The organism is Shewanella scandinavica (assembly GCF_031932065.1).
GTDB classification, from domain to species: Bacteria; Pseudomonadota; Gammaproteobacteria; order Enterobacterales; family Shewanellaceae; genus Shewanella; species Shewanella baltica.
Genome location: NZ_JAUOES010000013.1, coordinates 102,515 through 115,753, shown reverse-complemented (window position 1 = coordinate 115,753; position 13,239 = coordinate 102,515). Strand labels below are relative to the sequence as shown.

Annotated in this window: 10 protein-coding genes; 4 read left to right on the top strand and 6 right to left on the bottom strand. The window is 47.6% G+C overall.

What is annotated here, in order from left to right; all coding sequences use genetic code 11:
* The first annotated feature begins 74 nt into the window (after positions 1-74).
* On the top strand, positions 75-938 hold the full coding sequence (locus Q4Q50_RS13070; RefSeq protein WP_311899664.1) for a M23 family metallopeptidase: 864 nt from the start codon (positions 75-77) through the stop codon (positions 936-938).
* Between the two features lie 152 nt (positions 939-1,090).
* Here the strand turns inward: Q4Q50_RS13070 and Q4Q50_RS13065 are convergent, their stop codons facing one another.
* The 3 genes from Q4Q50_RS13065 to Q4Q50_RS13055 all read right to left on the bottom strand — a co-directional run bounded on the left by Q4Q50_RS13065 (position 1,091) and on the right by Q4Q50_RS13055 (position 3,056).
* A complete protein-coding gene (locus Q4Q50_RS13065) occupies positions 1,091-1,351 on the bottom strand; it encodes a DUF5062 family protein (RefSeq protein WP_106650770.1) in 261 nt (86 codons plus the stop codon).
* Between the two features lie 353 nt (positions 1,352-1,704).
* Positions 1,705-2,370: a VOC family protein gene (locus Q4Q50_RS13060; RefSeq protein WP_311899650.1), complete on the bottom strand. Its 666-nt coding sequence runs from the start codon at positions 2,368-2,370 to the stop codon at positions 1,705-1,707.
* A 173-nt stretch (positions 2,371-2,543) separates the two neighbouring features.
* A complete protein-coding gene (locus Q4Q50_RS13055) occupies positions 2,544-3,056 on the bottom strand; it encodes a L,D-transpeptidase family protein (protein ID WP_106651838.1) in 513 nt (170 codons plus the stop codon).
* Positions 3,057-3,228: 172 nt separating this feature from the next.
* Here Q4Q50_RS13055 and Q4Q50_RS13050 point away from each other — a divergent pair, with 172 nt between their 5' ends.
* Positions 3,229-4,083, top strand: a complete 855-nt coding sequence (locus Q4Q50_RS13050) for an ion transporter (RefSeq protein ID WP_311899649.1) — start codon at positions 3,229-3,231, stop codon at positions 4,081-4,083.
* A 47-nt stretch (positions 4,084-4,130) separates the two neighbouring features.
* Positions 4,131-5,678: an MATE family efflux transporter gene (locus Q4Q50_RS13045; RefSeq protein ID WP_311899648.1), complete on the top strand. Its 1,548-nt coding sequence runs from the start codon at positions 4,131-4,133 to the stop codon at positions 5,676-5,678.
* Between the two features lie 249 nt (positions 5,679-5,927).
* Here the strand turns inward: Q4Q50_RS13045 and Q4Q50_RS13040 are convergent, their stop codons facing one another.
* The gene (locus Q4Q50_RS13040; RefSeq protein WP_311890368.1) at positions 5,928-6,125 is read right to left on the bottom strand and encodes a DUF2986 domain-containing protein; all 198 of its coding nucleotides are present in this window, start codon (positions 6,123-6,125) and stop codon (positions 5,928-5,930) included.
* Between the two features lie 352 nt (positions 6,126-6,477).
* Here Q4Q50_RS13040 and yqfB point away from each other — a divergent pair, with 352 nt between their 5' ends.
* Positions 6,478-6,795 carry a N(4)-acetylcytidine aminohydrolase gene (gene yqfB, locus Q4Q50_RS13035; protein ID WP_311899647.1) on the top strand — a complete coding sequence of 106 codons (318 nt, stop codon included), beginning with the start codon at positions 6,478-6,480 and terminating at the stop codon, positions 6,793-6,795.
* Between the two features lie 142 nt (positions 6,796-6,937).
* Here the strand turns inward: yqfB and Q4Q50_RS13030 are convergent, their stop codons facing one another.
* Positions 6,938-9,985 (bottom strand): efflux RND transporter permease subunit, encoded by a 3,048-nt coding sequence (locus Q4Q50_RS13030; RefSeq protein WP_311899646.1) that lies wholly within the window; start codon positions 9,983-9,985, stop codon positions 6,938-6,940.
* Positions 9,982-13,239 carry an efflux RND transporter permease subunit gene (locus Q4Q50_RS13025; protein WP_311899645.1) on the bottom strand — a complete coding sequence of 1,086 codons (3,258 nt, stop codon included), beginning with the start codon at positions 13,237-13,239 and terminating at the stop codon, positions 9,982-9,984. Before Q4Q50_RS13025 ends, Q4Q50_RS13030 begins: the two co-directional genes overlap by 4 nt.

The following is a 13,239-nucleotide window of genomic DNA, read 5'->3' as shown; positions in this document are numbered from 1 at the left end:
TGTCCAAGAGTAGAATATTAGGAACTCAGATTTTGGAAACTATTGGTTTGGGAAACGTTTTGAGAACAAATATGATGTTGGGTAGTCGTTTAACGGCATGGTTAACCTTGGGCTTAGTGCTTATGGCGCCTCAGGTACAAGCCGCGGTGACTTTGCAAGGCAAGCTAGAGCAAGGCGCATTAATGCGTGGTCAAGCGCCAGCGGGCACTCAGATTAGCTTAAATGGTGAAGCCATCAAGGTTACGCCCGACGGTCATTTCGCCTTTGGTTTTGATCGCGATGGCGAACTGAGCCAGCAATTAACCTTAGTTTATCCCGATGGTTTGACTGAGGTTAAGCCTTTAACGTTAACCAAGCGTGAGTACAAGATTCAAAGTGTGAAGGGCATTAGCTCGAAGATTATGAAGCCCGATCCCGTCGCGCAGGAAAGAGCGGCGAAAGACACGGCGCAGGTCAAAGCGGCACGGGCCACATTTAGCGAGCAAACGGCCTTTTTACAGGAGTTTATTTGGCCTCTGACTGGGCGTATTTCCGGTGTTTACGGCAGCCAACGTATTTATAATGACGTACCCGGTAATCCGCACTTTGGTGTGGATGTGGCGGCAAAAACGGGCACTGTAGTGGTCGCCCCTGCCGATGGTGTGATCAGCCTGTCTGTTCCCGACATGTTTTATTCGGGTGGAACTATGGTGATCGATCATGGTTACGGCGTGAGCTCAAGCTTTTTGCACTTGAGTAAGCTGTACGTCAACGCGGGTGAAGCGGTTAAGCAAGGTCAAGCCGTGGCAGAGGTGGGTTCGACAGGCCGTGCTAATGGCCCGCATTTAGATTGGCGAGTGAACTGGTATCAAATGCGCCTCGATCCCACAACCATAGTGCCACCCATGGCAACAGTGTTAGCGAATGAGAAAGCCAGTAAAGCGGCTAAAAAGGGCTAGGTTCGATATCCAGCACTGGCTCAATTAAATGGCGCTATGATGCGCCATTTTTTATGATTCTTATCCTTAGCACTCAGTGAGTTGGATTGTTCTAGACTCGTTTCAACTGTCCGCTTGCAGATGATCTGTTTCAACCGCTTAGCTTAAAAAGATTACTTCAACAATGGATGATCGGCGGGGAGCTGGCGGGTGATCCACAAAATCAGTTTGTGTTTCATGTTTGGCCCATCTTCTTTATCTTTGGCCAGTGGCTGGATTAAGTTGTCGGTGACCAGTAAACGGTAAATACATTCCACTTTGTCTTTGGGCGAGATGCCCTTGTCGAAGTCCGCATATCCGCGTTTTTTGGCATAGCCAATACCGATTTCCATGGCGAACTTCAATATTTGCGCTTCGTTCTTGTGTGGCTTCATTGGCGATCCTCTGTTTGCACATCGAATCCATCAAGTGGACTCGATAATGTATGCCTGATGGCATCTGCGAGTTATACGTCCTAAGTTACGCTAAATATGCTGTTTTCGAGATTTAATTTTGGCAATTTTTGACAAAACCACCAAAAAACGGGCCTAAAAATAGTCTGAACACTGAGTCTGATTAAATAGTCATCAGCTCAGGTCATCACTTAGGCATTATCTTCGGTTTTAACTTAGTTTTTGACTAAGTTTTTAATTCAGGTATTCGCTAAGGCGAGTGCGGCAAGTGCCAATGGAAATCTAAGCTCAGTGTTCTCTTCTTTCAGATTTTAAGCCTGCCTAAAACATTCCCGCTACGTTTGCTCGCTGGCGATCACTGCCTTTATGCCATGGGGATGCACTTTAATGCACACATCATCGCGTTTAAAGGCGATAGTCGGATTGGCTAAACGCTCTTTATCCCCTTTGGGCGAGCTCATCTTAATTTTTATCCCAGCAAGGGATGCTAAGCCTTGTGAACTTAAGCCTAGTGAGCTTGACGGAACAGGCTCAGCAGCCTGTTCTGATGGTAGCAAAGCGCTGAGTTTGGGACACAGGGCGAGCAAGTCTCGGCTCAGGGTATCGCACTCTGTCGCTTTTGAATCAATAACTAGCTCAATGTGTTCCCAGCCTTCCTGCGGATAGACTTTGTCGCTGGGGTAGGGAAGTTCGACACAGGCAATGCTAAATTGACCCAGCGTAAGTGGGATATCCAGTTCGATAATCAGAATCGTACGACCATTGATGATATTGTCTGAAATGATCTTACCGACGCGGCTAAAGGCATAGCGCAGCGCATCGGCACTGGCGATGGAATTGACGCGCAGCGCGACATGATCGCAAACCAGTGCTTTATCCGCTAAGTCTAAGGTTTCAAGCAAGGCTAAAATTTGTGCTTCGAAGGCGGGCCAGCTTTGGGTTAATTGCTCATAGCTGATGCTTGTGCTCTGCGGCGTGGCAGCTTCATTGGATGATGACATATAGGCTCCAAGGCATGTGTATTACCGTTAGTTTTTATCCCTTACACAATCACGGGGATAATACAGCTAACGATATGATGTAAATGGCTAAATAAAAACGCCCATTAAGCTGGGCGTGTTTGATGTTGTGACATTATCTAATCGGCGTGTTGCCATGGCTAAGTAGGCTAAGGTTACGGCCAAATCTCAATTGGTGTTCCTTCATCGACCACTTTCCACACTTCATCCATTTCGGCGTTGGTTATCGCAATACAACCGTCGGTCCAGTTGTATTGCTGAGCTTGTTCTGGCGGCAGCGGCGACTTAGGGTTCTGACCGTGGATCATGATCATGCCTCCGGGTCTAATGCCTAAGGCTTTGGCTCTGAGTTTATCTTCTTCATTGGGATAGGAAATATGGATCGATTTATAATAGGCACTGTCGGGCTTTTTATAATCTAGGGTATAACGCCCCTGTGGTGTGCGTTGATCGCCTTCCTTTAATTTATGTCCTGCGGGCAAGTCGCCCATAGCAATGCGATATTGTTTGAGTATTTTGCCATCGCGCAATAAAGCCATACTGGATTCGGATTTTGTGATCACCACAAGATCCACTTTACCCATGCCTGAGGCATGTAATCCGGGTGAAACGAGTGCCGCGATAGTCACAGTGAGGGTGGTCAATGTGGAAAGTAGGGTGGCGCGCATGAATTCCTCGAAAATTAACACTAGTTGTTGGCTTTTTTCGGCATCATACCGCAATTTTATCCTGCTGTGAGTAGATAATTTTGAGCTGAATGCAATTGCATGGCAGACTCGTGGGATATTTATGATGTAATCCCTGAGTTACTCAGTTTGTTGCAAGGAAGTCAAAGTTTGTATGTCTGAAAATATCGAATCCGAAAGCCCACTGAAACGTCAATTACGCACCATTATTTTTGGTACTGATACTCCCGCTGGCCGCTATTTTGATATCGCCTTAATGGTGTGCATTGTGCTGAGTGTCGCTCTAGTGTTTCTCGATACGGTAGAAGTGTTTCATCGTGAATACGGGCAGATTATTCGCGTCTTGGAGTGGGTCTTTACGATTATATTCACCCTTGAATATGGCCTACGTTTGTATTGTGCGACTCATCCCGTGTTATATGCCCGCAGCTTTTATGGCATAGTCGATTTGTTATCTGTATTGCCAAGTTATCTGGCGTTACTGATCCCTGGCGCTAACTTTACCTTAGTCATCCGAATTCTCAGGTTATTCAGGATTTTCCGCGTACTCAAATTACTGCGTTATTTGAGTGAAGGGAATGTGTTGCTTAGAGCCATGATGCAGTCGAGTCGTAAGGTCTTTATATTTTTCTTCTCGGTCAGTTTGATCGTTATGGTGCTCAGTGCGGTAATGTATGTGGTTGAAGGGCCTGATAATGGATTTAGTTCAATTCCTAAATCTGTCTACTGGACAATTGTGACTATTACCACTGTCGGTTACGGCGACATTACCCCTAAAACGGGATTAGGTCAGGCGATTGCCGCTTTTACTATGTTGATTGGTTACTCGATTATCGCGATCCCTACGGGGATTTTAACCGCGGAGATATCCCAAGAAGTGGGGCGCCATCGAGATTTACGCTCGTGCAATCAATGTCATAAAACCGGCCACGATCTTGATGCCATGTACTGTAGCCGCTGCGGATGCGAGTTAGATAGCTTAGATGTCCCCGTTGAAAATGACGCTTAGTCATTGTTTTAGCAAACACTTATTATTTTTGCAGGTAACACACACGTATGACGCAAGCCAAGTTTGTTGAAGGCCCCATATTACGTCACATCTTAGTGATGAGTTCGACTGCTGCTGTGGGGATTTCTGCCTTATTTGTGGTGGATTTACTGGATATCTTTTTCCTGAGTTTATTGGGGGAGCATGAGCTTGCAGCGGCTGTGGGTTATGCTGGCAGCATCTCCTTTTTCACGACATCCATTGGGATAGGCTTATCAATTGCTTTAGGCGCTTTAGTGTCTCGCTCGATTGGCGCAAAAGATGTGGTGTTAGCAAAGCGGCTATTGCTCAATAGCGCTGTTGTGACAACGCTGATTAGCGTGCTGGTGGCCGGCGTGGTCACTACTTTCATCCCTGAGTTGGTTGCCTTAGTGGGCGCAAGTGGCCATACGGCTGAGCTCGCTGCCAGCTACTTGTATATCTTAGTGCCTTCCTTGCCCTTTATTTGTCTTGCGATGGCGCTCGGCGGGGCTTTGCGCGCCGTGGGTGATGCTAAGTTATCCATGATGTCGACCTTAGCGGGCGGCGGCGTTAATGCTGTACTCGACCCGATTTTTATCTTCTTGTTCGCCATGGGGATAGAAGGTGCGGCATTGGCATCCGTTTTAGCGCGGGTGGCGGTATTTTTAATTGCTGGCCGCGGCGTTGTGGTTAAGCATAAGTTGTTAGGTCATTTCGATAAGGCGCACTTTATCGCCGATCTAAAACCTATCTTTGCCATTGCGGGACCCGCGATGTTAACTAATGTGGCAACGCCTATCGGTAATGCCTTTGTGACCCGAGCCATTGCCGATTTCGGTGACGCTTATGTGGCGGGCTGGGCGGTATTAGGGCGTTTGATCCCTGTGACCTTTGGGATGATCTTTGCGCTCTCGGGCGCGATTGGCCCTATTGTTGGGCAAAACTTTGGTGCGGGGCAGTTTGACCGAGTGCGCGAGAGTTTAACCCGCGCCATCCAGTTTTGTGCTGTGTATGTGCTGGTAATGTCTCTGTTGCTGTTTGCGCTTAAGTCACATTTGGTCAATGTGTTTGATATGAAGGGCGATAGCGCCGACCTTATCCACTTTTTCTGTAGTTATATTGCGGTTTTCTTTATCTTTTCGGGGATTTTATTCGTGGCTAATGCGTCCTTTAATAACCTCGGTAAGGCTAAATATTCCACCTTGTTTAATGTTGGTAAAGCCACCTTAGGCACAGTGCCCTTTGTGTATTTGGGTGCACTTTGGGGCGGGGTTTATGGCGTGTTGATTGGGCAAGTTTTAGGGTCTATTTTGTTTGGTACTTTAGGTGTGTGGGTTGCCTACCGTTTAGTGGATAAAGTGGCGGCGCAGGCCCAGTTGTCCGCGATGGCGAATGTTGGCGGCATCAATGCCGCTCCCCGTAATGTTGCGCTGACTGAGGAAGAAGAAATCGCGAACTGTGTGGCGGAGAACCTGCCGAGTGCGACCAATCCACTTTCATCTTCTTGCGTGCAGATGGCGCAATTAACCGAGGAGCAAGAGAGTGAGTCGGTATTGCCAATAACGTATTTAGAAGAAGGCAAAAAGCCGAACTGACTTTATCAGTTAATAGTTCACTTGTTTTAGTGACGCTCCAAACTGTCAAATAACGTTATTGAATCAAACATAAATACTCCAGCTGCTTCACCGCGCACCGTTAGGAATACTGAAAAACAAAATGCCACAAGTTTGCTTGTGGCATTTTTGTTTTAAGCGGCGTTTGCAGTTAATCGAGTCGGGTTAACAATGCAAAAATAGGCCGCTAGAAAGCGTTATTCTGCGGTACTGCTTATTCTTCAGTACTACTTATTCTTCAATAATTGGCGCGTCTTGTTGGCCTTCGACTTGTTCAGTCGTGGCTTCTAATGCCGCCATTTTTGCGCGTTCGGCCTTAGAGATGTAACCTGATTTTGCTGGCGAGCCGATAGTCACTGGGTCGACTTTATTCAGTCTGGCCTTAGCGCGTTTAGCAATTTTCTTGATGATCTTTTGTTTCTTGTTCATGACGTCTCTAATTTCGTTTCGCACCCGCTATGCGCAGGAATATGAGGCCAAGGGCTCAATTGAGGGCGGATTCTAACTCAATCTGAGCGAACTGACCATGTTTTACTGAAAGCTGTCGAAAAGAACTGCAACTTTTGGGCGTCTAATAATTGGTAGTCAATTCGGCAATAGCGCGTTTGTACGGGAGTTTGACTCAATGGGCAGTACAGGGATGAGTGCAATCGATGCCGAGTATTTACCGCTATATGCTGTCAGTAGGCGTTAAAAGCCATTATATTGCCCCGCATGATTCGTTCGATAAACTGACGCCAATGTCATTTTTTATTGCTTATGTACAATCTGAGGAAAAGCTGTGTTACTCACTAAAATCACTTTTTTCGAGCGTTTTGAACACGATATCCTAAGTGGTTCGAAAACCATTACCCTGCGCGATGAAGCCGAGTCCCATGTGATAGCGGGGCAAATTCTACCTGTGTCCACCTTCGAAACGGACCGCTGGTTTTGTGATATCCAGATTATCGATGTCACGCCAGTAAAGTTAACTGAGCTCACCAAAGTGCATGCCAAACAAGAGAATATGACTCTGCCACAGTTACGCGATGTGATTGCCGAGATTTACCCCGGTCTTGAGCAATTGTTTATGATCCGTTTTAGGATTTTGCCGCAGTAATTTGTCGCCGTAGTATGTCGCAGCAATGAGTGTTGTAAGATATTCTGGTTCGATTCATAAATAGAAAAGGCTGCGCTGCAGCCTTTTGGTTCATTGTTTTAATGTCATTTGCTTCAAAAGCAAATTCAGTTGTGCCGGCTGACTACACTGTCCAAGGTAGCATTTTTTGAGCTACGCGGTCGGCTTGGCCTAAACGAATAGCGGCACGATGGCGCATTCGATACAAGGCTTGGTAGCACAAAGGCACTAAGTACAAGCTAGTCAATGTCGAGAACGACAAGCCACCAATAATGGCGATTGCCATGGGGTAATATGGCGGGCCGCCGCCACCAATTTGGGTATCACCCATCGCCAGTGGAACTAAGCCCAACACTGTGGTGCCCACTGTCATCAATACTGGGCGCAAACGCGTGATACACACATCTCGAATGGTGGCGGACAATTTGTCGAGATCCGGCGTCATCTGGTTAATTTGATCCACCAGAACTATGCCGTTATTCACCACAATTCCCATTAAAATCAAAATGCCTATCATGGCCATCACAGAAATAGGCGTGCCCGTGATAAACAGCGCCCAGAATACACCTGTGATCGAAAATAGGATTGAAGTGATAATCGCCGTCGGTAATAACAGCGATTCAAACAGCGCCGCCATGACGATATAAATCATCGCGACAGCCAATAGCATATTGGTTGCCATCACATTCTGATCTTCATCTTGACGCTCAAATCCACCGCGTAATGAATAGTCGTAACCATTAGGGAAATGGATATTTTCCATCACTTGCTTGATCTTAGTTTGCGCCTCTTCCGTGGTGAGGTTTTCTAAGTTAGCGCCAATCGACAAAGAGGTTTGGCGATTAAAGTGCTTGATCGTATCGAAGCGAGGTTGGATTTCAATCTTCGCTAAGTTATCCAAGGTGTACACCCTTTGGTCGATGCGCACTATTGGTAACTGCTTGAGTTTTTCGAGCGACTTTTGCCACTCTTTCTCATAGGCCATTTCGATGCGCAGTTCGCCATTAGGATCGTGACGGAACGATCGCAGCGGTGAACCGCGCAGTGCCATAGAGATACTCGAAGCGATTTCATTGAGTTTTAAATCTAACCGCGCCGCCATTTGCCTATCGATGCGGATAACCACTTCCTGTTGCGCACCGTTAAGCTCAGAGCGAACATCTTGCATTCCTTTGATATTTTGCAGTAAAGGGATTACTTGTTCGCTTAAGTTAATCAGCTCAGAGGTTGAGCGACCTGTGAGCGTCACGCGCACACCAGAGTTGTCATTACCCCAACCAAATTGCGGTTTGGCGATCGAATACTTAGGGAAGCCGCTGCGGATTTTCTTTTTCAACTCATCCAGTGGCATAGGCAAGTCTTTTTTCAGCAAGATCACCGATGAACCATCGTCGGATGAATAGTAGCTGTAGACAGAATCAATATGAAATTCCTCTTTATTTTTATAAAGATACTCTTCCATTTGATTGACCATTGCCTCAGTGACATTGAGATTATGCCGACCTTCCACTTGATAGTTGATGTAAATCCGTTCCTTGCTCTGGCTGTCTTCTTGATCTTGTTTGACCATAGACAGCGGCAGGGCGGTAGACGCGAGAATGGCCACCGCAATAAAGCCTGAACGCCAAGGCCTCAGCAATACCCAGTTAAGCGTATTGTTGTAGAAGCGCTGTAACTTACCGGCATCCTTCTCGGGCGCGATGTCAAAGTGGAACTTAGTCAACATCAAAGGGATCAAGGTTTTAGCAACCAGTAGCGATGCCGCAAGCGAGATACAAATCGCGATGGCAACATGCTCGAGGAAAATCGTCAGCTCCACTTTCACGCCAAAAATATTGGGTAAAAATACGATGGCAGTGGTCATAGTGCCCGCCAATACGGCGAGGGACACTTTATCGACCCCAGTCATCACTGACTCTTCATTATCCTTGGGTGATTTGCCTTGTTTCTCCTGCAGCACGCTCTCGGTCACCACCACAGCGTTATCAATTAACATACCAATGGCGAGCAAGAGTCCCATCATAGACAGGATATTCAAGCTGTAACCGAGTAAATACATGGCGGCGAGCGTCATACCGATGGAAATCGGCACAGACGACACGACCACTAAGGTCATTTTCAGATTACGCAGGAACAAGTACAGCACCACAAAGGACAGCAGGGCGCCGATTAAACCCGAAAACAGTAAGTCCATCAGGGATGATTTAACCCCAGAGGCTTGATCTTCCATGATAAACAGCCGAATACCTTGGAACTGTTGATCTTGCTTCGCTAGTTCGATGACTTTTAGTACACGTTCAGACACTTCGACTAAGTTAGCACCTGATTCCTTAAACACATCTAAACCGACAGCATAGTGCTGATCTAAATGGCGACCTTCGATACGCTCTGGCAAGGCAAACTGCACATCTGCAATATCGCCTAAGGTCAATCCTGGGATCAGCACCAGTGCTTTGATATCTTCAAGGTTTCTAAACTCGCCCTTAGGCGACACTTGGTAAACGATGTTACTGGCCCTGAGCGTGCCAGCGCTAATCACAAAGTTTTCTCTGCCGAGGCGGGCTTGCAAGTCGGTGGCTGAAAATCCACTGGCGGCAAGACGGTCGGCATTGATGCGCACTTCAATTTGCTTTTGTTCAACGCCGTACAGGCTGACCTTAGAGACACCTTCAACACGTTCAAGCGGACGCTTGAGCTGTTTATCGAGTAAATCGAATGCGCCAGACAGCTCGCGGTCGCTCGATATACGTATCGTGAGCACAGGCATGTCGGCGGTGGAGAATTGGCGGATAAAGACTCGCTCAACATCCTTGGGCAATAAATGCCGCACCGCATCGATTTTTTCCCGCGCTTCTAGGCTCTTAGTGGCAACGTTTTCACCCCACTTCATGTTGATTTCGATTTCAGAACCTTCCTGGGAAGATTCAGATTCGAGCTCATCAATCCCACCCATAGTGGCGAGGGATTCCTCCAGCACTTTAGTGATATCGCGCTCCACTTCAGCGGGGGTTGAGCCCTTGTAGGGCACTTGCACCACAATCTGCGGAATATCGATACCGGGGAACATTTCCAGCGGTAACAAACGACTCGAGGCGAGACCAAATAGCAAGATAGCAAAGAAGAACATGCTGGTGGTCACGGGACGCTTAATGGCTAAACGGGTGAGGTTCATGGGCGAGCCTCCTCAACGTCATGCGCGATATCTGTGGCTGCAACGTCATACACTTTACGGTCGAACAGGGCATAGAGCACTGGTAGCACAATTAAGGTCAGTAAAGTGGATAAACTCAGACCAAAGATCACCGTAATCGCCATAGGTGCACGCACCTCAGAACCATCGCCTAACCCCAGCGCCATCGGCAATAAGCCTAAGGTGGTGGTGAGCGTTGTCATCATAATCGGGCGTAGGCGCGATTTAGCGGCGGCGCGAATAGCATCGAGTTTTTCAACGCCTTCACTGCGCAGTTGGTTGATGCGATCCACAAGCACAATCGCGTTGTTCACCACTATACCCGCCAACATGATAAGGCCGATAAACACCACCACACTCAGATGGGTTTGGGTGATATACAGGCCCAGCACGCTACCCGCCAATGCCATGGGTACGGCAAAGAGGATAAGCAAGGGATGTAGCAGTGACTCAAACTGACTCGCCATCACTAAATACACTAAGAAAATCGCTAAGATAAGGGCAATTTTGAGTGACTGGAATGAGTGCTCCATTTCCTCATTTTGACCACCAAAGCGGGCTTGAACCGATGCCGGTAGCACCTGTTGCGACAGTATTTGCTGCGCCTGTGCCACCGCATCGCTTAAGTCACCGTAGGCGAGGTTAGCCGACACCAGTGCCACACGTTGCTGGCTGATACGGTTAATCGCCGAGGGGCCTAATTGTAATGACACTTCGGCAACCGCACTTAAAGCAATAGGTTGATTGCTGTTCGGGTTGATAATTAAGGCATCGATATCGCTGATTTGATCGCGCTCGGCGAGTTCACTGCGCACCAGAATATCAATCTTACGATCACGTACCGTGTATTGGCTGGCAATAGTACCGCCAACGCGCTGAGCAATGCGGTTCGCAACTGTTGGCGCATCCATTCCGAGCGCTGCTAACCTAGCATGATCGAAACGGATACTCAGCTCAGGTTGACCATCGCGCAGACTGGTATTTACGTCAGCAAAACGATCTGATGCGGATAATGCTTTGACTAGACTATCGGCACTGCGCTTGAGCAAGTTCAAATCGTAACCCGTGAGCTCAATCTCCAGTGGCGTTTTAAAGCTGAATAGCTCAGGTTGCTCAATTTTTGCTTCAAGTTCAGGAATGCGGCGTGCGGTATCACGCAGCACTTGAGTGATCGCGTTATAGGCACTGTGATCTGTCAGCACCACTTGTAAGCGGCCCCAGTTTTCACCACCGCGAGCAGTATCCGAGGTCATCAAACCACCGCTACCAGCTTGGCTATAGGCATGTTTAACTTCGGCTCTGTCCTTGATAGACAAAGCGAGTTGTTGCAATACCTTATCGGTTTCGCTCACTGCAGTACCCGGTGGCAGTAGGATTTCTACATAGAATTCGCCCTGATTCATCGGTGGAATAAGCTCCATACCTAGGCGAGGTAACAGGCTAATACACGCGCCCGTTATCGCAATGGTGAGCAGCAGCGTGGTCATTTGTTGACGCAGCGCCGAGGCCAGCAGCTTGTGATAAACCTTCTCGATACTGTGATAGACAAAGTTAAATCCAGAACTCAAAGGACGCATGATAAGACCGATGAGCCAGGAGAAAAAGCGACCTAAAATCAGCACTAAGGTCAACAATGCACTTGGTAAGTAACTAAAAATCAATAGAATAGGGAAGGAGAACACAGTCGCGCTATAGTGTTTAAACTTACCCATTTTAGTGGTGGGTTTATCTTTGGGCGTGGTTTTTATCAGTGCGGGTAAGGTTTTAAAGCCTTCGCGCGATGCCAGCATAGGGATAGAGGTTAAGGCGACTAATAGCGAGGCCAACAGGGCAAACGTGACTGTTAGCGCTTGGTCAGAGAACAGAGCGCCGGCAATCCCATCGACAAAGACTAAGGGCACAAACACCGCAAGGGTCGTCAGTGTGGAGGCGAAAATCGCGCCAGCTACTTCTTTTGTGCCTGTGACTGCGGCGTCTAACTTACTCATGCCTTCGCTGCGACAGCGGTCAATGTTCTCTAATACCACAATGGCGTTATCGACTAATAGACCAATGGCCAGCGCGATACCGCCTAATGACATGATGTTTAAGCTGATATCGGCAAAATACATCATGTTAAAGGTGGCGATAACCGAGAAGGGAATCGAGATGGAAATAATCAGCGTTGGGATGATGTTACGCAGGAACAGGTAAATCACTAGCATAGACAATAAGCTGCCCATAAGCGCCGAAGAGGTGACTTCACTGACCGCACTTTCGATAAACTCGGATTGATCGTAAATCACTTCGAGTTTGTTTTGCTTAGGATCTTGATTGATTTTGACAAGCTCATCGCGCAGTTTTTTGGCGACGGCGACAGTGTTAGCATCACCTTCTTTATAAATCGCCAGTTCAATCGATTCTTGGCTACCGATACGGGTGATATCACTGCGCTCTTTATAGGCATCCGTAATCGTAGCGACCTCGAACAAACGCACTAAGGTTTGCTCGTCGCGATAGACGATCACTTGGCCCAGTTCTTCCAATGAATTGAATTGGTTAAGTGTGCGCACTAAGTATTCGCGATCACCTTGGATCACTTTACCGGCAGAGAGGTTAATGTTTTCCTCATTAATGCGACGTTTAATGTCGTCGGCATTGAGGTTAAGTTGCGATAGTTTTTCTTGATTGAGCTGAATGTGTACTTCTTGCTCTAAACCACCGGATAAACGCACGGCGGCGACCCCAGAAAGCGCTTCTAAGCGACGCTTAAGCTCTTCTTCTGCGTAGGTGCGCATTTGCTTAAGATCGGCTTCTGAGGCATTGGGCACAGACAACGCGAGACGCATGATTGGGTCAAGGTTGGGGTTAAAGCGCAGTAATAATGGCTTTTTAACATCCAAAGGCAGGGCGATAGTGTCGAGTTTTTCGCGCACATCTAAACTCGCCATGTCCATTGTGGTGCCCCATTCAAACTCGAGCACTACATCTGACATGCCTGAGCGCGAAATAGAGCTGATTTTACGTAAGCCTTTGACCACGCCAACGGCTTCTTCAATCGGTTTAGAGACGAGCTGTTCAACTTCTACTGGCGCCGCACCGTCATACATAGTGCGAATGGTTAATGTGGGATAGCTTAAGTCTGGCAGTAACTTCACCGCTAAGCGGGAAAATCCCACCATACCGAATAAAATCACCGCCAGCATGAACATCCATACCGTGACTGGCCGTTTAACGGAAGTGCTGATAATTGACAT

What these genes read in the sequence shown, in the direction of transcription:
- Q4Q50_RS13070 (WP_311899664.1), top strand. Translation starts at nt 75, where the DNA reads ATGTTGGGTAGTCGTTTAACGGCATGGTTAACCTTGGGCTTAGTGCTT.
- Q4Q50_RS13065 (WP_106650770.1), bottom strand. Translation starts at nt 1,351, where the DNA reads ATGAAGCCACACAAGAACGAAGCGCAAATATTGAAGTTCGCCATGGAA.
- Q4Q50_RS13060 (WP_311899650.1), bottom strand. Translation starts at nt 2,370, where the DNA reads ATGTCATCATCCAATGAAGCTGCCACGCCGCAGAGCACAAGCATCAGC.
- Q4Q50_RS13055 (WP_106651838.1), bottom strand. Translation starts at nt 3,056, where the DNA reads ATGCGCGCCACCCTACTTTCCACATTGACCACCCTCACTGTGACTATC.
- Q4Q50_RS13050 (WP_311899649.1), top strand. Translation starts at nt 3,229, where the DNA reads ATGTCTGAAAATATCGAATCCGAAAGCCCACTGAAACGTCAATTACGC.
- Q4Q50_RS13045 (WP_311899648.1), top strand. Translation starts at nt 4,131, where the DNA reads ATGACGCAAGCCAAGTTTGTTGAAGGCCCCATATTACGTCACATCTTA.
- Q4Q50_RS13040 (WP_311890368.1), bottom strand. Translation starts at nt 6,125, where the DNA reads ATGAACAAGAAACAAAAGATCATCAAGAAAATTGCTAAACGCGCTAAG.
- Q4Q50_RS13030 (WP_311899646.1), bottom strand. Translation starts at nt 9,985, where the DNA reads ATGAACCTCACCCGTTTAGCCATTAAGCGTCCCGTGACCACCAGCATG.
- Q4Q50_RS13025 (WP_311899645.1), bottom strand. Translation starts at nt 13,239, where the DNA reads ATGTCAATTATCAGCACTTCCGTTAAACGGCCAGTCACGGTATGGATG.